At 59.3% G+C, this 17,330-nt stretch carries 18 protein-coding genes; 16 read left to right on the forward strand and 2 right to left on the reverse strand.

Annotation, left to right across the window (positions count from 1 at the left end):
• Positions 1 to 27: 27 nt before the first annotated feature.
• On the reverse strand, positions 28 to 3,069 hold the full coding sequence (gene rne / locus FBY03_RS07400; protein WP_147171553.1) for a ribonuclease E: 3,042 nt from the start codon (positions 3,067 to 3,069) through the stop codon (positions 28 to 30).
• Between the two features lie 580 nt (positions 3,070 to 3,649).
• On the opposite strand from rne, the gene rluC reads away from it, so the two are divergent.
• Genes rluC through FBY03_RS07415 form a run of 3 tightly spaced genes read left to right on the forward strand, consistent with a single transcriptional unit; the run spans position 3,650 to position 6,261 of the window.
• Positions 3,650 to 4,603 (forward strand): 23S rRNA pseudouridine(955/2504/2580) synthase RluC, encoded by a 954-nt coding sequence (rluC, locus tag FBY03_RS07405; protein ID WP_147171554.1) that lies wholly within the window; start codon positions 3,650 to 3,652, stop codon positions 4,601 to 4,603.
• Entirely contained in the window at positions 4,596 to 5,291 is a 696-nt protein-coding gene (locus FBY03_RS07410) for an HAD-IA family hydrolase (protein WP_147171555.1), read from the forward strand. The genes rluC and FBY03_RS07410 overlap by 8 nt, the downstream gene beginning before the upstream one ends.
• Positions 5,281 to 6,261, forward strand: a complete 981-nt coding sequence (locus FBY03_RS07415; protein ID WP_147171612.1) for a S49 family peptidase — start codon at positions 5,281 to 5,283, stop codon at positions 6,259 to 6,261. Before FBY03_RS07410 ends, FBY03_RS07415 begins: the two co-directional genes overlap by 11 nt.
• 72 nt (positions 6,262 to 6,333) lie before the next feature.
• Here the strand turns inward: FBY03_RS07415 and FBY03_RS07420 are convergent, their stop codons facing one another.
• Positions 6,334 to 6,912, reverse strand: coding sequence for a nucleoside triphosphate pyrophosphatase (locus FBY03_RS07420; protein WP_147171556.1), 579 nt, complete (start codon positions 6,910 to 6,912; stop codon positions 6,334 to 6,336).
• 105 nt (positions 6,913 to 7,017) lie between these two features.
• Here FBY03_RS07420 and FBY03_RS07425 point away from each other — a divergent pair, with 105 nt between their 5' ends.
• From FBY03_RS07425 to FBY03_RS07485, 13 genes are all read left to right on the forward strand, one after another.
• Positions 7,018 to 7,545, forward strand: a complete 528-nt coding sequence (locus FBY03_RS07425) for a YceD family protein (protein WP_147171557.1) — start codon at positions 7,018 to 7,020, stop codon at positions 7,543 to 7,545.
• A 13-nt stretch (positions 7,546 to 7,558) separates the two neighbouring features.
• Complete coding sequence (rpmF, locus tag FBY03_RS07430) at positions 7,559 to 7,741, forward strand: 50S ribosomal protein L32 (RefSeq protein ID WP_025167420.1); 183 nt, start codon at positions 7,559 to 7,561, stop codon at positions 7,739 to 7,741.
• Between the two features lie 3 nt (positions 7,742 to 7,744).
• A complete protein-coding gene (plsX, locus tag FBY03_RS07435) occupies positions 7,745 to 8,755 on the forward strand; it encodes a phosphate acyltransferase PlsX (RefSeq protein ID WP_147171558.1) in 1,011 nt (336 codons plus the stop codon).
• A 105-nt stretch (positions 8,756 to 8,860) separates the two neighbouring features.
• Positions 8,861 to 9,799 (forward strand): ACP S-malonyltransferase, encoded by a 939-nt coding sequence (gene fabD / locus FBY03_RS07440; RefSeq protein WP_147171559.1) that lies wholly within the window; start codon positions 8,861 to 8,863, stop codon positions 9,797 to 9,799.
• Between the two features lie 14 nt (positions 9,800 to 9,813).
• On the forward strand, positions 9,814 to 10,557 hold the full coding sequence (gene fabG, locus FBY03_RS07445; protein WP_025167423.1) for a 3-oxoacyl-ACP reductase FabG: 744 nt from the start codon (positions 9,814 to 9,816) through the stop codon (positions 10,555 to 10,557).
• A 196-nt stretch (positions 10,558 to 10,753) separates the two neighbouring features.
• Entirely contained in the window at positions 10,754 to 10,990 is a 237-nt protein-coding gene (gene acpP / locus FBY03_RS07450) for an acyl carrier protein (protein ID WP_025167424.1), read from the forward strand.
• 245 nt (positions 10,991 to 11,235) lie between these two features.
• Positions 11,236 to 12,480, forward strand: coding sequence for a beta-ketoacyl-ACP synthase II (gene fabF / locus FBY03_RS07455; RefSeq protein ID WP_147171560.1), 1,245 nt, complete (start codon positions 11,236 to 11,238; stop codon positions 12,478 to 12,480).
• Positions 12,480 to 13,295, forward strand: a complete 816-nt coding sequence (gene pabC / locus FBY03_RS07460; RefSeq protein WP_147171561.1) for an aminodeoxychorismate lyase — start codon at positions 12,480 to 12,482, stop codon at positions 13,293 to 13,295. Before fabF ends, pabC begins: the two co-directional genes overlap by 1 nt.
• 3 nt (positions 13,296 to 13,298) lie before the next feature.
• The gene (gene mltG / locus FBY03_RS07465) at positions 13,299 to 14,348 is read left to right on the forward strand and encodes an endolytic transglycosylase MltG (protein ID WP_147171562.1); all 1,050 of its coding nucleotides are present in this window, start codon (positions 13,299 to 13,301) and stop codon (positions 14,346 to 14,348) included.
• Positions 14,349 to 14,360: 12 nt separating this feature from the next.
• Complete coding sequence (gene tmk / locus FBY03_RS07470; RefSeq protein ID WP_147171563.1) at positions 14,361 to 14,993, forward strand: dTMP kinase; 633 nt, start codon at positions 14,361 to 14,363, stop codon at positions 14,991 to 14,993.
• Positions 14,986 to 15,972, forward strand: a complete 987-nt coding sequence (locus FBY03_RS07475) for a DNA polymerase III subunit delta' (protein ID WP_147171564.1) — start codon at positions 14,986 to 14,988, stop codon at positions 15,970 to 15,972. The genes tmk and FBY03_RS07475 overlap by 8 nt, the downstream gene beginning before the upstream one ends.
• Before the next feature lie 36 nt (positions 15,973 to 16,008).
• Complete coding sequence (locus FBY03_RS07480; RefSeq protein WP_025167430.1) at positions 16,009 to 16,365, forward strand: PilZ domain-containing protein; 357 nt, start codon at positions 16,009 to 16,011, stop codon at positions 16,363 to 16,365.
• A 71-nt stretch (positions 16,366 to 16,436) separates the two neighbouring features.
• Entirely contained in the window at positions 16,437 to 17,222 is a 786-nt protein-coding gene (locus FBY03_RS07485; RefSeq protein ID WP_147171565.1) for a TatD family hydrolase, read from the forward strand.
• Positions 17,223 to 17,330: the final 108 nt, after the last annotated feature.

The raw sequence follows: 17,330 nt of genomic DNA on the forward strand, positions 1-17,330 counted from the left end.
TCCCCTTTTTTATGCCGCTGAATCGCTTCAGGCGTGGGGTTTAACCGCGCGCTCAGTCTCTTGCTCTTCAGTTCCAGTTTCAGCTTCAGTTTCGCTGGTGGCTGTGCTGTCTGGTTCGGCAGCCGGGTTGGCTGGCGCCTCAGTTGCAGCCTGAGCTTTAGGCTCTGCCGATGCGCTGTTGTCGTCAGCCGCTCTGCTTTCCGCTAGGGGTTCGGCAACGGCTTCAGCTTGGGCTTCCTCGGCCTGTGGCGCTGGCGCTTCGGCTGCTTCGCGGGCCAGGCGCTCGGCTTCACGCTTGCGTCGACGCACTTCGCGAGGGTCGTTCGGTGCACGCCCGCCAGCAGTCACTACCACTGGCGCTGCTTCGGCTGCGCTTACAGCGCCTTCGGCAGGTTCTGCTGCAGGGGTGTCGACGCTCGTTTCGGCCTCAACTTCGCGGGCGATCTCTGCCGGCGCTGGTTCAGCCTCTACTGCGCTTTCGGTTGCTTGAGCTGCGGCGGTGTCAGTCGCAGGCGGCGCTTCGACTTCGCTGGCCTGGGCCTCTTTCACGTCGACAGCTACTTCGGCAGTTTCATTGCTGGCGATGCTGACTGGCTCGGCTGCAGCCGCTTCAAGCGTGGGCTTGGCAACTGTTTCCTCGGTTGTCTGCTCGGTCACTGCCGGCTCAGCAGTCGCTTCTTCAGTAGTCGCGAGCGCGACGGCGGCAACGGTGGGTGCAGCCGCTGTTTGAGCCGGGGCCTCGCTACCGCCTTCGCTGCCTTCTTCGGCGCTTTCGATCAGATTGCCATTGGCATCACGCTGACGCTCGCGGCGGTTGCTGCGACGACGCTGACCACGTGAACGGCGGCGAGGGCGTTCGCCTTCGGCGCTATCCTGTTCCTCGTCCTGCAGTTGCTCCTCGGTTGGCAGTGCTTCTTCTGCTTCTGCTTCTACTTTAGGCGCTTGTTCGCTGCGAGGCTGGCGCTCTTCACGCGGTGGGCGCGGCTGGCGCGGCTCACGTTGCGGGCGTTCGGCGAGAGTCTCCTCGCTAGCAGTTTCAGGTGCGTCCAAGGGGGCACGCAGCTCGCGCGTTTGACGCTCTTCGCGTGGTTTGCGATCGCGGCCTTCGCGCGGCTCACGTGGTGGGCGTGCCTGGCGGACTTCCTGTGGCTCGCGAACTTCTACGTTTTCACGTGGTTGACGCTCTTCACGCGGGGCGCGCGGTTGACGCTCCTCGCGTGGCGCGCGTTCTTCGCGAGGCTTGCGCTCTTCGTCACGACGACCGCCGCGGCTGCGATTCTGCTGGCGGCCACTACGGCGCTCATCGCTGCGCTGTGGGCGCTCGCTGGTTTTTTTCTCTACAACTGTTGCAGGCTTTTCTTCTTCCTTGCCGGCAAACAGGCTGACCAGCGATTTCACCAGGCCTTTGAACAGGCTAGGCTCGGTCGCAGGTTTTTGCGGCTCGACGGCCTGCTCGACCGGGGTCGGCGCTGCGGTGCGCTGCGGTGCGGTCTTGATTGCGGCTTCCTGGCGTACCAGGGTGCGGGTGGCGCTGGCCTCAACGACCTCTTCCACTTCAGTGGTGGCGATTTCGTAGCTGGACTGGTTGGTCTGGGCTTCGGGGCTGTCGTCGCGGATGCGTTGAACTTCGAAGTGCGGCGTTTCCAGGTGATCGTTCGGCAGGATCACGATGCGCGCACGGGTGCGCAGCTCGATTTTAGTAATCGAGTTGCGCTTTTCGTTGAGCAGGAACGCGGCGACTGGGATTGGCACCTGGGCGCGAACCTCGGCGGTGCGATCCTTCAGGGCTTCTTCTTCGATCAGGCGCAGGATCGCCAGCGACAGCGATTCGACATCACGAATGATGCCTTGGCCATTGCAGCGTGGGCAGACGATACCGCTGCTTTCGCCGAGGGAGGGGCGCAGACGCTGACGGGACATTTCCAGCAGGCCGAAGCGCGAGATGCGTCCAACTTGCACGCGGGCGCGGTCGGCTTCGAGGCTTTCGCGAACTTTTTCTTCCACGGCGCGCTGATTTTTCGCCGGGGTCATGTCGATAAAGTCGATGACGATCAGGCCGCCGATGTCGCGCAGGCGCAACTGACGGGCAATTTCTTCGGCGGCTTCGAGGTTGGTCTGCAGGGCAGTTTCCTCGATGTCGCTGCCTTTGGTCGCGCGGGCCGAGTTGATGTCGATCGACACCAAGGCTTCAGTCGGGTCGATAAAGATCGAGCCGCCGGAAGGCAGTTTGACTTCGCGCTGGAAGGCGGTTTCGATCTGGCTTTCGATCTGGAAGCGGTTGAACAGCGGAACGCTGTCCTCGTAGAGTTTGATCTTGCTGGCGTACTGCGGCATCACTTGGCGGATGAAGCTCAGGGCTTCTTCTTGCGCTTCGACGCTGTCGACCAGTACTTCGCCGATGTCCTGGCGCAGGTAGTCGCGGATCGCGCGAATGATGACGTTGCTTTCCTGGTAGATCAGGAAGGGTGCAGCGCGATCCAGTGAGGCTTCTTTAATGGCGCCCCACAGTTGCAGCAGGTAATCGAGGTCCCACTGCATTTCTTCGCTGGAGCGGCCGAGGCCGGCGGTGCGTACGATCAGGCCCATGTCGACCGGGGCGTTGAGGCCGTTCAGCGCTTCACGCAGCTCGTTACGCTCTTCGCCTTCAATGCGGCGTGAGATGCCACCGGCGCGCGGGTTGTTCGGCATCAGTACCAGGTAGCGGCCGGCCAGGCTGATGAAGGTGGTCAGGGCTGCGCCCTTGTTGCCACGTTCTTCTTTCTCGACCTGAACGATGACTTCCTGGCCTTCTTTCAGCACGTCCTTGATATTGACGCGCCCTTCGGGAGCCTTGCTGAAGTACTCGCGGGAGATTTCTTTGAGGGGAAGGAAACCGTGACGCTCTGAGCCGAAGTCGACAAAGGCCGCTTCGAGGCTAGGCTCGACGCGAGTGATACGGCCTTTATAGATGTTGGCCTTTTTCTGCTCGCGGGCGCCCGATTCGATGTCCAGGTCGTACAGGCGTTGGCCATCGACCAGAGCAACGCGCAACTCTTCGGGTTGAGTTGCGTTAATCAGCATTCTTTTCATGTAGTACCGTCGGTTTCCGGTGCTTCCGGAAGCGGCGTTCGGCACACACGACTCTCAGGGTCGGTGTCAGGCGCGTCAGAAACGGTCGTAAGGCGTTTCAGTGTCAAGCGACGGTCAGCCAGTTGGACTGGGCCGCGACGGACGTCTCCTGCTCGCTGTGGTGACAGAAAGCACTAAGTCAGGAGGAGGAATCAATTGCTGGTAGCGGACGAGATAAAGCGTCTTGGTAAAGCTAATTGCTACGCAGACCAGCAGTTGTACATCTCCACCCTACACGTATCGCTGAAAATCTTGTGCCGCTCGCAGAATCCGTAGCGGGTTGGCATTTACCGCAACCGTCCAATGGGGATGGCTGCGCATCTATGTGTTAAGGCTTTATTTCCGAACTCTTCGAGGGACCTTCGCGGCCTTTCTATCTCTGAAGAACCCGTCGGACGGCCCCGCGTCCTGAATGGGTTGCGTTGGTTGGGGATGGCAGTTTTGGCGATCATCCGCATACCAGGCCGCTTTTGGCGGCGTTCGCGACTATAGCAGCAATGATTAAGTGCTTCAAATCCATAAAAATTGTTATTATCGCCGGATGACAACTCCTGCCCTTCCAACCTCCGGCGTTCAGCTGCTCGAGGTTGCGCCGGAACTCGCCGGCCAGCGTATCGATAACTTTCTTCGCACTCGACTCAAGGGTGTGCCCAAGACATTGATTTACCGCATTTTGCGCAAAGGCGAAGTGCGCGTGAACAAGGGTCGGATCAAGCCAGAATATAAGTTGCAGGTCGGCGATATCGTTCGCGTACCGCCTTTGCGTCTGGCTGAGCGTGATGAGCCGGCTCCGCTGGCGCGCGGGCTGCTTGAGCGGCTTGAGGCGGCAGTGGTGTATGAGGATAAAACGCTGATTGTGCTGAATAAGCCGGCCGGTATCGCCGTGCATGGCGGCAGTGGTTTGGATTATGGGGTCATCGAGGCGTTTCGCCAGTTGCGTCCAGATGCCAAGGAGCTGGAGTTGGTGCATCGCCTCGATCGCGACACGTCTGGGCTGTTGATGATTGCCAAGAGGCGCAGCATGTTGCGCCATTTGCATGAGGCCCTGCGCGGCGATGGTGTGGACAAGCGGTATATGGCGTTGGTGCGCGGCCACTGGGCAACCGCCAAGAAGCGGGTGAATGCGCCCTTGCAGAAGAGCAATCTGCGCTCGGGGGAGCGCATGGTTGAGGTCAGTGATGAGGGTAAGGAGGCGCTGACTCTGTTTCGCGTGCTGCGCCGTTTCGGCGAGTTCGCCACCCTGGTGGAGGCTAAGCCGGTAACCGGCCGAACTCACCAGATTCGTGTGCATGCCCAGCATGCCGGGCATTGCATTGCGGGTGACAGCAAATACGGCGATGACGACTTCAGTCGCGAGATTCGTGAGTTGGGTGGCAAGCGTCTGTTTCTGCATGCTTATGAGTTGGTGGTGCCCTTGCCGGATGGCGGTGAGCTGCGGTTGGAGGCGCCGGTCGATGAGGTGTGGAAGCGCACGCTGGAGCGGCTGAGTGTCTGATTACCGGCTGCTGATCTTCGATTGGGATGGCACCTTGGTCGATTCAATCGGTCGTATCGTCGAGGCGATGCATTGCGCGGCCGATGCCTGCAGCTTGGTGCGGCGTAGCGATGCACGGGTCAAGGGTATTATCGGGCTTGGCTTGCCCGAGGCGATCCAGAGCTTGTATCCAGATCTCGTCGAGTCGGCATGTGTTGAGCGCTTTCGCTGCAGCTACAGTGAACATTATCTGGCGCTGGAGCAGCAACCTTCGGCCTTGTTTCCAGGGGTTGCCGAAGCGCTGGAGGTGTTTCGCTCGGCGGGTTATCGCTTGGCGGTGGCGACGGGCAAGGGGCGGCATGGATTGCAGCGGGTGCTGGCGGGGCGAGGCTGGTTGAATTATTTCGATACCACTCGCTGCGCAGACGAGACGGCGAGTAAGCCGGATCCGCTTATGCTGGAAGAGATTCTGGCGCATTGCGGCGTTGCGGCGAATCAGGCTCTGATGGTGGGTGATTCATCCTTCGATTTGTTAATGGCGCAACGCGCGGGGATTGACTCCGTGGCGGTCGGCTACGGTGCCATGCCTTTGTCGGCCTTGCGCGAGCATGCGCCTAAGTTGGCGATAGAGAATTTTACCGAATTGCGTACTTGGCTTGAGCAGTGCGCAGATGAGCAACGAGTTGAGGTGGGTGGTTATGGCGGATGAATGGAAAGCATCGGCAGCGGTAGAGGGCGAAGATAAAAGCTGGAAGTTGCTGGAGAAAGCCCTGCTGGCTAGCGTGCAAGAGCAGCGTCGGGCGCGACGCTGGGGGATTTTCTTCAAGTTGCTGATCGTTGTGTATCTGTTTGCGGGGCTTGCGTTGCTTGCCCCGCTGTTCAATCTGCAAAAGGGGGTTGCAGGTAGTGGCAGCCATACTGCGCTGATTGAGGTGCGCGGAATGATCGCCGATCAAGAGGCCGCCAGCGCCGACAACATTGTCGGCAGTCTGCGCGCGGCGTTTGAGGATGCCAATACCAAGGGTGTGATCCTGCGGATCAACAGTCCGGGTGGCAGTCCGGTGCAGTCGGGCTATATCTACGATGAAATTCGCCGGCTGCGTGTGGAGTATCCGGCGATCAAGCTGTATGCGGTGATCAGCGATCTCGGTGCCTCGGGTGCTTATTACATCGCCAGTGCGGCAGACCAGATTTATGCCGACAAGGCCAGTTTAGTCGGGTCTATCGGGGTGACGGCTGCCGGTTTTGGTTTTGTCGGAGTGATGGAGAAGTTGGGGGTCGATCGCCGGGTTTATACCTCGGGTGAGCACAAGGCCTTTCTCGATCCGTTCCAGCCGCCCAAGGAGGAAGAGGCGCGCTTCTGGCAGGGGGTTCTGGAAACCACCCATCGCCAGTTTATCGACAGTGTCAAGCAGGGGCGTGGTGAGCGGTTGAAGGTCGATGGGCACCCTGAGCTGTTTTCGGGGTTGGTGTGGTCGGGGGAGCAGGCCTTGAAGCTCGGTTTGGTCGACGCGTTGGGTAACACCAGTTACGTGGCGCGAGAAGTGATCGGCGAAAAAGAACTGGTTGATTTCACGGTGCAGGAATCGTCGTTTGACCGATTTGCGAAAAAGCTCGGCGCCAGTGTTGCTGAGCATCTGGCCATCTGGATGGGCTTCCAGGGGCCTGTATTGCGCTAGGCCCGTCTAAAGTATGTGGAGGCCCGGCCTTGGTCGGGCTTCTTCATTTATAGGGTGGGTTATCGGAAGGTGTCATGGGATGTCGATGCCGGCGTCGTGCAGCATGTCCACCAAGCGGATCAGGGGCAGGCCGATCAGGCTGTTGCTGTCATCGCCTTCGGTGCGGCGAAACAGGCTGACGCCCAGGCCTTCGGCTTTGAAGCTGCCGGCGCAGTCGTAAGGCTGTTCGGCTTGCAGGTAGCGGGTGATTTGCGCCTCGGATAGTTCGCGGAAATGCACGGTAAAGGGTATGCAGTCGGTCTGGCGGTGCCCACTCTCGCTGTTGAGTAGGCTGAGGCCCGTCAGGAAGGTGACGCTGTTGCCGCTGGCGGCCAGTAGTTGTTCGAGGGCGCGCTCGAATGTGTGGGGCTTGCCGAGGATTTTCCGGTCGAGCACGGCGACTTGGTCTGAGCCGATGATCAAGTGCTTCGGGTGCGTTGCGCTGAGCGCCTGTGCCTTTTCTTCGGCTAGGCGACGAACCAGGCTGTTTGCGTCTTCATCCGGGTGGCGGCTTTCGTCTATTGCGGGGGCGCCCCAGGTGAAGGGGGTGCGCAGGCGCGACAGTAATTCGCGGCGGTAGGGTGAGCTGGATGCGAGTACCAGGGGTAGCATGGCCTTCTCCTTATATAGGATGGCGATTTTAGCGGTCGGTCTGGCTGCTGGACAGGCTGAATTTCCTTTGACAGGGGGTGGTCGCATCCCTAGAATGCGGCGCCTATGTCGAATGGTCCGATTCCACCTCACGTTGATCCGCGCAAATTGGCTGATCGCACTACCACCCTTGAGGGTGTGGTGCCGCTTGCCGATTTAAAGCGACTTTGTGATCCGCTTGCCGATAACCACGGTATGGTGCGTGCGAAGTTTTTCTTCGAGCGCGACGAGCGTAACGCTGTGGTTTTCCATAGTGAGCTCGCGGTTGAGGTCAGTATGGTTTGCCAGCGTTGTCTGGAGCTGGTCGCTCTGCCGATCCAAAGCGCATGTGATTACGCTGTGGTGAAGGAAGGTGCGAATACCCAGTCTGTGCCGAAAGGCTATGACGTACTGGAGTTGGGTGAGGATCCCTTGGATCTGCTGGCGTTGGTTGAGGAGGAGCTGTTGCTCGCCTTGCCCATCATTCCGGCCCATGACCCAAAAGATTGCCAGCAACCGGCCGGCCTCGAAGAGCCCGAGTCGAGTGAGGACGAGGTAACGCGGTCCAACCCGTTCAGTGTATTGGCACAGTTAAAGCGTGACCCAAACGTTTAGGAGTTAATTAGTTATGGCTGTTCAGCAGAACAAAAAATCCCGTTCCGCCCGCGACATGCGTCGTTCGCACGACGCCCTTGAGGGTAACGCTCTGTCCGTTGAGAAGAGCACCGGTGAAGTTCACCTGCGTCACCACGTATCGCCGGAAGGTGTTTACCGTGGTCGCAAAGTGATCGATAAGGGCGCTGACGAGTAATCCTTGTCCGCTCCAATCATCGCGATTGATGCAATGGGTGGGGACTTCGGTCCCCACTGCATTGTTCCGGCCAGTATTGCTTGTCTGGCTGAATACCCCTCGCTGCATCTGGTCCTTGTCGGCCAAGCTCCTCTAATCGAAGATTTGATTGCCCAGAATCCCGGGGTTGATCGTGCGCGTCTGCGTGTCGAACATGCCGGTGAGGTAATCGCTATGGGCGAGCGCCCCGCACAGGCGTTACGCGGTAAGCCGGATTCGTCGATGCGCGTCGCGCTGGAGTTATTGCGTGATGGGCGGGTGCAGGCGTGTATCAGTGCAGGTAATACCGGCGCCTTGATGGCTCTGTCGCGCTATGTGCTGAAAACCCTGCCTGGGGTTGATCGTCCGGCAATGATGGCGGCTATTCCGACGCAGGGCGGTTGCTGTCATTTGCTCGATTTGGGCGCCAATGTCGATTGCAGTGCCGAGCACCTCTATCAGTTTGCTGTGATGGGGTCGGTAGCGGTCGAGGTGTTGGGGGTCGTCAACCCGCGGGTGGCGCTTCTCAATGTCGGTAGCGAAGAGAATAAGGGTAATCAGCAGGTAAAGCTGACTGCCAGTTTGTTGCAGCAGGCCGTTGGTTTGAATTACATCGGCTTTGTCGAGGGTGATGGGCTTTATCGCGGCGAGGCCGATGTGGTGGTGTGCGACGGTTTCGTCGGTAATGTCTTGCTCAAGTCCAGTGAGGGCTTGGCTGCGATGATTTCCGCACGGGTCGAGTCGCTGTTCAAGGGAAGCCTGGCCTCGCGTGTGGTCGGCGCCTTGGCCTTGCCCTTGTTACGCCGTCTGCGGGCTGATCTTGCGCCCGCACAGTACAACGGGGCGAGCTTTCTTGGGCTGCAAGGTATAGTCGTGAAAAGCCATGGTGCAGCGGGTCCAGAGGGTTTCAAAAGCGCAATTCGCCGAACCTTGATGGAGATTAACGAGAATCTACCGCAGCGCCTGCATGGTCGCCTCGAAGATCTCCTGCTCTAGGATGTGACCGCAGTTGGCGGCTCGTCATCCAACTGTCAGTTTGTCGCGCTTGGCTATGTCAGGCGTCAATTTTTACGTCGATAAGACCATTAGAGGCCCGATTACATGTCTGCATCCCTCGCATTCGTCTTTCCTGGCCAAGGTTCGCAGTCTCTGGCGATGCTGGCCGAGCACGGCGCAGAGCAGAAGTCAGTTCTCGACACCTTTGCCGAAGCATCCGAAGCGCTAGGCTATGACCTCTGGGCGCTGACCCAGCAGGGGCCAGAAGATCAGCTTAATCAAACAGATAAAACCCAGCCGGCAATCCTGACTGCATCCATCGCCTTATGGCGTCTGTGGTTGGCCGAGGGTGGCGTACGCCCAGCATTCGTTGCGGGTCATAGCTTGGGTGAGTACTCCGCGTTGGTGGCTGCTGGCAGCCTCGGTTTTGCCGAAGCGGTGAAGTTGGTGGAGTGTCGCGGTCGGTTAATGCAGCAGGCTGTGCCTTCCGGGCAGGGTGGCATGGCGGCAATTCTCGGCCTGGAGGATGCGGATGTGCTTGCGGCTTGTGCCGAGGTTGCGCAGGGTGAGGTCGTGAGTGCGGTGAATTTCAATGCGCCTGGTCAGGTGGTGATTGCTGGTGCCGCTGCCGCTGTGATGCGTGCTATAGACGCCTGTAAGGCGCGTGGTGCCAAGCGGGCCATGCCGTTGCCCGTTAGCGTGCCATCGCACTGCGAGCTGATGCGTCCGGCCGCTGAGCGTTTCACCGAGTTCGTCTCTGCCATTGCCTGGCAGGCACCGCAGATTCCCCTGGTGCAGAACGTCAGTGCGGCGGTGGTGGCCGATCTCGACAGCCTTAAGAATAATTTGCTGGCGCAGTTGTACAGCCCAGTACGTTGGGTTGAGTCGATCGTTTGTTTGGCCGAGCAGGGCGTGACCGATCTGGTCGAGTGTGGCCCAGGCAAGGTTTTGTCGGGGCTGAATAAGCGCTGCGTCAAAGGCATTAATACCCATAATCTGGATACCCTAAACGCTTTCGCCGCCACGCGCGCGGCCTTAGCCTGATTAAGGAGAGGCTTATGAGCCTGCAAGGTAAGGTTGCTCTGGTCACCGGTGCGAGCCGTGGTATTGGTCAGGCGATTGCCCTGGAACTGGGGCGTCAAGGCGCTGTGGTCATCGGGACGGCTACTTCGGCATCGGGTGCAGAGCGCATCGCCGAAACCCTGAAAGCCAATGGCATCGAAGGTGCTGGCCTGGTATTGGACGTTAGCAGTAACGAGTCGGTGGCCAGCACTTTGGAGCACATTCAGCAGCACCTCGGTCAGCCGTTGATCCTGGTCAATAATGCCGGGATCACCCGCGATAACCTGATGTTGCGGATGAAAGATGACGAATGGTTCGATGTCATCAATACCAATCTGAACAGCCTCTATCGCCTGTCCAAAGCGGTATTGCGCGGTATGACCAAGGCGCGCTTCGGGCGCATCATCAACATCGGTTCGGTCGTTGGTGCTATGGGCAACGCCGGTCAGGTGAACTATGCTGCGGCCAAGGCCGGGCTGGAAGGCTTTGGTCGTGCACTGGCGCGAGAAGTCGGTTCGCGGGCTATTACCGTAAACGCCGTGGCACCTGGGTTCATCGACACCGATATGACCCGTGAGTTACCAGAAGCACAGCGTGATGCGTTACGGGCGCAGATTCCATTGGGTCGTTTGGGGCAAGCCGAAGAGATCGCTAAAGTGGTCGCTTTTCTCGCTTCGGATGGCGCAGCCTACGTCACAGGAGCTACTATCCCTGTGAATGGCGGTATGTATATGAGCTGAATGTGACGGGTGCCTTCAGAAAACTGTCATAGATGCTGTCTAAAATCCGTTATAAAGCTGCAACAGGTTTATAGATAGATCGTTGAAGTGTTCCTGGGGGCACCCCAGCATTCAGCTTGAAATGCTAAAAACCCTTTCTATACACTTGGCCGCAGACCAGCTGCCTGGATTTGTCCAATAGGAGTGAAAACAAGGTATGAGCACCATCGAAGAACGCGTCAAGAAAATTGTGGCCGAGCAACTTGGCGTCAAAGAAGACGAAGTAACCAACAGCGCTTCCTTCGTCGAAGACTTGGGTGCCGACTCTCTTGACACCGTTGAGCTGGTGATGGCTCTCGAGGAAGAATTCGAGACCGAGATCCCGGACGAGCAAGCTGAGAAGATCACCTCTGTTCAAGAAGCTATCGATTACGTGACTGCGCACGCGCAATAAGCTAATCGTCGATTCCTGACTCGGAAAAGCCGCACTGCCCTTATCAGGCGTGCGGCTTTTCTTTAGCAGGCCGTTGAAAAACCAGTGCGGGCTTCGCGCGTTGTACGGCGTCGATCCCTGGTTCGGATGCTCATGTACAGTTTGTACGCTGCGCTTTCGTGCCTACTCTGCTTTCGCTCGCTACCTTTTTCAACGGCCCGTTAGGCGCACCTAAGCGTTGTGAAACCGAACAAGAGGAGATTGCTGTGTCGCGTAGACGCGTCGTGGTTACCGGTATGGGCATGTTGTCGCCGCTGGGTAACGATGTGCCGAGTAGCTGGCAGGGCATTTTGGCCGGGCGCAGTGGCATCGGCTTAATTGAACACATGGACCTTTCCGCCTATTCCACCCGTTTTGGTGGTTCGGTGAAGGGGTTTAATGTCGAGGAATATTTGTCGGCCAAAGAAGCGCGCAAGATCGATCTGTTTATTCAATACGGTCTGGCTGCCAGCTTTCAGGCGATGCGACATTCCGGCCTGGAAGTAACCGATGCCAACCGTGAGCGTATTGGCGTGGCCATTGGCTCCGGTATCGGCGGCCTGACTAATATCGAAAACAGCTGCAAATCACTGATCGAGCAAGGGCCGCGACGAATTTCGCCATTCTTCGTGCCAGGTTCGATTATCAATATGATTTCAGGGTTTCTGTCGATCCATCTGGGCGTACAGGGACCGAACTATGCCATTGCGACGGCCTGCACCACTGGTACTCACTGCATTGGTATGGCTGCACGCAATATCGCCTACGGTGAGGCCGATGTGATGTTGGCGGGTGGCGCGGAAATGGCCGCCTGTGGTCTCGGCATCGGCGGCTTTGCGGCTGCCCGTGCACTGTCTACGCGCAACGATGAGCCGGCTAAGGCCAGTCGTCCTTGGGATAAGGGACGCGATGGCTTTGTATTGTCCGATGGCGCCGGCACCCTGGTTCTGGAAGAGTTGGAGCACGCCAAGGCACGCGGCGCGACCATCTATGCTGAGCTGATCGGGTTTGGCATGAGTGGTGATGCGTACCATATGACTTCGCCGCCGGAAGATGGTGGCGGCGCGGCGCGCTGCATGGCCAATGCGCTGCGCGATGCCGGACTGGGTGCCGATCAGGTGCAGTACATCAATGCCCATGGCACTTCGACCCCGGCTGGCGATAAGGCGGAGGTCTCGGCGGTCAAGGCGGTATTCGGTGAGCACGCTTATCGACTCGCGGTCAGCTCGACTAAATCGATGACCGGGCATCTGCTTGGTGCCGCGGGTGCGGTAGAGGCGATCTTCAGTGTGCTGGCCTTGCGTGATCAGGTGGCGCCGCCGACTATTAACCTGGATGAGCCGGACGAGGGCTGCGACCTCGATTTCGTGCCGCATCAGGCCAAGGCCATGCCAATCGACGTAGTGTTGTCCAACTCCTTCGGTTTTGGCGGCACTAATGGCTCGCTGGTGTTCCGCCGGTTCGCCGATTGATGCTGAGCTGGATCGACGGCTGTCCGGCCTCGCTGCTGTCCGTCAGGGACCGTGGCTTGGCCTACGGCGATGGTCTGTTCGAGACCATCGCCGTCAACCGTGGTGCACCTTGCTTGCTGGATCGCCACCTCGCACGCTTGGCCGAAGGCTGTGCGCGCTTGTACATACCGCTTGACCTGATGCAGGTCCGTACCGAATTGCTGGCCTTTAGCAACCAACTGGGCGATGGCGTGGCCAAGTTGATGGTCACCCGAGGCGATGGCTTGCGCGGTTATGCGCCGCCACAGCCATCGGTGCCGCGCCGGCTGCTGCAGGGCAATCCAAAGCCGTCTTATCCCGCGGCGAATGCCGAGCAGGGCGTGCGCGTATTTGCCTGCATGACACGTCTGGCTGAGCAGCCTTTGCTCGCAGGTATGAAGCACCTCAATCGACTGGAACAGGTTCTGGCACGTGGCGAATGGCACGATGCCGAGCATGCCGAGGGCTTGATGCGAGACACCTCGGGGCGGGTGATCGAGGGCGTCTACAGCAACCTCTTTCTGGTTAAAGATGGTCGGTTGTTGACTCCCGATCTATCCCGCTGCGGCGTGGCCGGTGTCATGCGTGCGGAGTTGCAGACGCAGGCCGAGTCGCTTGGCTTGAGCTGCGAGGTGCGGGATATCGGTTATGACGAGCTGTTGGCGGCCGACGAAGTCTTCCTCTGTAATAGTCTCTACGGCGTTTGGCCGGTGCGGGCACTGCAAGGGCGCGACTGGTCGGTGGGCCCGCTGACCCGTAAACTGCAGGTTATTGCCCGCGACCTACTGGATTGCTGATTCGTGATACGCAAAATATTGCTGCTGCTGGAAGGCGGTGTGTTGCTGGCTGGCTTGCTCGTGGTGTTCCTCGCCTGGCAGCAACACTCGGCGCTTGAGCAGCCGCTAAACCTCACTGAAGAACGTTTGCTTGACGTACCGGCCGGGGCCACGCCGGGTGGCGTGCTCAATCGTCTGCAGGCCGAAGGCGTCTTGCACGATGCGTTTTGGTTGCGGCTGTACTGGCGGTTCAACTTGCGTGATCAGCCCCTGCACAGTGGCGAATATCGACTCACTCCCGGGTTCAGGGTGCGTGACATGTTGGCGCTCTGGCGGCGCGGCGAGGTAGTGCAGTACAACCTGACCCTGGTCGAGGGTTGGAGCTTCCGTCAGGTGCGTGCGGCCTTGGCGCGCGAAAGCAAGCTTGAGCTCACCCTGAGTGAACTGGACGATGAGCAGTTGATGGAGCGTTTGGGGCAGCCGGGGGTCAATCCCGAAGGGCGCTTCTTTCCCGATACCTATCGCTTTGTTCGCGGTATGACCGACTTGGATCTGCTCAAGCAAGCCTATGCGCGCCTGGAGCTGGTATTGGCCGAGGAGTGGGAGGCGCGTGCCGATGAGTTGCCATACAAGGAGCCTTACGACGCCTTGATCATGGCCTCGATGATCGAAAAAGAAACCGGTGTATCCGAGGAGCGCGGCGCAATTGCCGGGGTGTTCATACGCCGTCTGCGTATCGGTATGCGCCTGCAGACGGACCCGACGGTGATTTATGGTCTGGGTGAGCGCTACAGAGGCCGGTTGACGCGCGCCCATCTACTCGAAGTGACGCCCTATAACACTTATCAGATCGACGGCATGCCGCCGACACCGATTGCCCTGGTCGGGCGCGAGGCCATTCATGCGGCGCTGCATCCAGTGGCGGGCAGGAGTTTGTATTTCGTCGCCCGTGGCGATGGCAGTCATGTATTTTCCAACTCCCTTGAGGCACACAACCGTGCGGTGCGCGAGTATCAGCTCAATCGTCGTGCGGATTACCGATCCAGCCCCGCCCCGGTACAGCCCAGCAATTAATAAGGACAGCCTGTGAGCGGTTTGTTTATCACCCTGGAAGGCCCGGAAGGCGCCGGCAAGAGCACTAACCGTGACTACCTGGCCGAACGTTTGCGCGAGCGCGGCATCGAGGTGCTGTTGACCCGCGAGCCCGGCGGTACACCGCTGGCGGAACGCGTGCGCGAACTATTATTGGCGCAGAGCGATGAACCGATGGCGGCCGATACCGAGTTGTTATTGGTGTTCGCGGCGCGTGCCCAGCACCTGGCACGGGTAATCGGTCCGGCCTTGGCGCGTGGCTGTGTCGTACTCTGCGATCGTTTTACCGATGCGACCTATGCCTATCAGGGTGGTGGTCGTGGCTTGTCGGAAGAGCGTATTGCGTTACTGGAAAATTTTGTCCAGGGTGAGTTGCGCCCGGACTTGACGCTGGTATTCGATTTGCCGATCGAGGTCGGTCTGGCGCGCGCCGCTGCGCGTGGTCGCTTGGACCGTTTCGAGCAAGAGGGGCGAGAGTTCTTCGAGTCGGTCCGACAGACCTACCTGCGCCGCGCCAGTATCGAGCCTCAGCGTTATCGGATCGTCGACGCCGCGCAGTCGCTCACTCAGGTGCAGCAGGCCTTGGATGGTTTGCTGCCGCACATCGTAGGGCTGAGCCGTGGTTGATGTGTATCCCTGGCAGGCCGCACTCTGGCGGCAATTGGTCGGGCGTACGCAGCACGCTCATGCCTATTTGTTGCATGGCGTGGCGGGTATCGGTAAGCGTGCTTTGGCCGAGCGGTTGATGGCCTATCTGCTCTGCCGGCAACCGACTGATGTGGGGGCATGTGGCCAGTGCAAGGCCTGTCATCTGCTCGCGGCCGGCACCCACCCCGACAACTTCATCCTGCAGCCGGAGGAACCGGACAAGCCAATCAAGGTCGATCAGGTGCGGGAACTGGTCAGTTTCGTGGTGCAGACCGCGCAGTTGGGTGGACGTAAGGTGGTGTTGGTCGAGCCGGCCGAAGCGATGAACCTGAACGCCGCCAATGCCCTGCTGAAAAGCCTGGAAGAGCCCTCCGGCGACACTGTCCTGCTATTGGTTAGCCATCAGCCGAGCCGACTGCTGCCTACGGTAAGGAGCCGTTGTGTGCAACAGGCATGCCCATTGCCGACTGCGGCAATGAGTCTGGCCTGGCTGGCTGAGGCTCTACCCGACAGCACTGAGGAGGAGCGCGGCGAGCTGCTCTACTTGGCTGCGGGCTCTCCTTTGGCGGCCGTGCGTATGCAGGCGCAGGGGGTTCGGCAGCAGCGAACTCAGGTGGTTGAGGGCGTGAAGAAGTTGCTCAAGCAACAGCTGGCGCCGAGTCAGCTGGCTGAAAGCTGGAATGCGGTGCCGTTAGCATTGCTGTTCGACTGGTTCTGCGATTGGACGCAACTGATGCTGCGCTATCAGATGACGCGTGACGAAGCCGGCTTGGGTCAGGGCGATATGCGTAAAGTCGTGCAGTACCTGGCGGAGAAAACGCCGCAGCCCAAGGTGCTCAGGGTGCAGGATTGGCTGCTGGCGCAACGGCAGAAAGTCATCGGCAAGGCTAACCTCAACCGTGTCTTGCTTCTCGAAGCCTTGCTGGTGCAGTGGGCAAGCCTGCCCGGACCGGGCTAGAATCGGCCATCGAGTCATAAAAACCAGGAACACCACATGAGCTTGCCACCTAACTTGGGTTCGCGTAGCGGGATCTTGTCTCTGACCATCAAAGACAAGTCCGTGCTCTATGCCGCTTACATGCCCTTTATCAAGAATGGTGGGTTGTTCATTCCGACCGGCAAGAGCTACAAGCTCGGCGATGAAGTATTCATGCTGCTTAACCTGATGGACGAGCCGGAGAAGATTCCAGTGGCGGGTAAGGTGGTGTGGATTACGCCCAAGGGCGCTCAGGGTAACCGGGCGGCGGGTGTGGGCGTGCAGTTCAATGACGGTGACAACACCGCACGCAACAAGATCGAAACTTACCTGGCAGGCGCGCTGAAGTCGGATCGCCCGACCCATACCATGTAACCCATTCTTATATCAGAGCCGTAAGGCTCGCGGTGCCAGTGCTGGCGCCGACTCTTAAGCGATAGTTATCCATGCTGGTAGATTCTCATTGTCATCTCGACCGCCTCGATCTGGCTGCCCACAGCGGCTCTCTTGATGCGGCGCTGGACGCTGCGCGGGCGCGCGGCGTCGGTCATTTTCTGTGTATCGGCGTCAGCGCCGAGAATGCCGCCGCGGTGAAGGGGTTGGCCGAACGCTATGCCGATGTCGACTGCTCGGTCGGCGTGCATCCGCTGGATCTGGAGCCCGGGGCTGCGCCAGCGTTGGACTGGCTGCTGGCCGAGCTGAACCACCCACGTGTGGTGGCCATTGGTGAGACGGGGCTGGATTATCATTACGAACCCGAGGCGGCTGAATTGCAGCAGGACGCCTTCCGCCTGCACCTGCAGGCTGCCCAGGTCACCGGAAAGCCGGTGATCGTGCATACCCGTGAGGCGCGTGCCGATACCCTGATGCTGCTGCGCGAAGCGGCGTTGTCACAGGCGGGTGTATTGCATTGCTTCACCGAGGACTGGGCGATGGCCAAGGCGGCCTTGGATCTTGGTTTTTATATTTCCCTGTCCGGCATCGTCACCTTTCGCAATGCCGAGGCGCTGCGTGAAGTCGCCCGCCAAGTGCCGGTCGATCGCCTGCTGGTGGAAACCGACTCACCCTATCTGGCGCCGGTACCGCATCGTGGTAAACCGAACCTGCCGGAGTATGTGCGTGACGTGGCCGAGTACCTGGCGGTATTGCGCGGCGTCAGTTTCGAGCAGTTGGCCGAGCAAACCACCGCCAATTTCAAGCGCTTGTTTCCATTGGCGCGAGTGGCTGCCTGACGCTGCCCTCCAAGTCTGCGGATGGCGGTTGCGAAAAAACAGACGTAAAAAAAACCCGGGTTCTGGGGGATGAATCCGGGTTAAGACCATTAGGAGTAAATCAAGGTA

Source organism: Pseudomonas sp. SJZ079, assembly GCF_007993865.1.
GTDB lineage: Bacteria > Pseudomonadota > Gammaproteobacteria > Pseudomonadales > Pseudomonadaceae > Aquipseudomonas.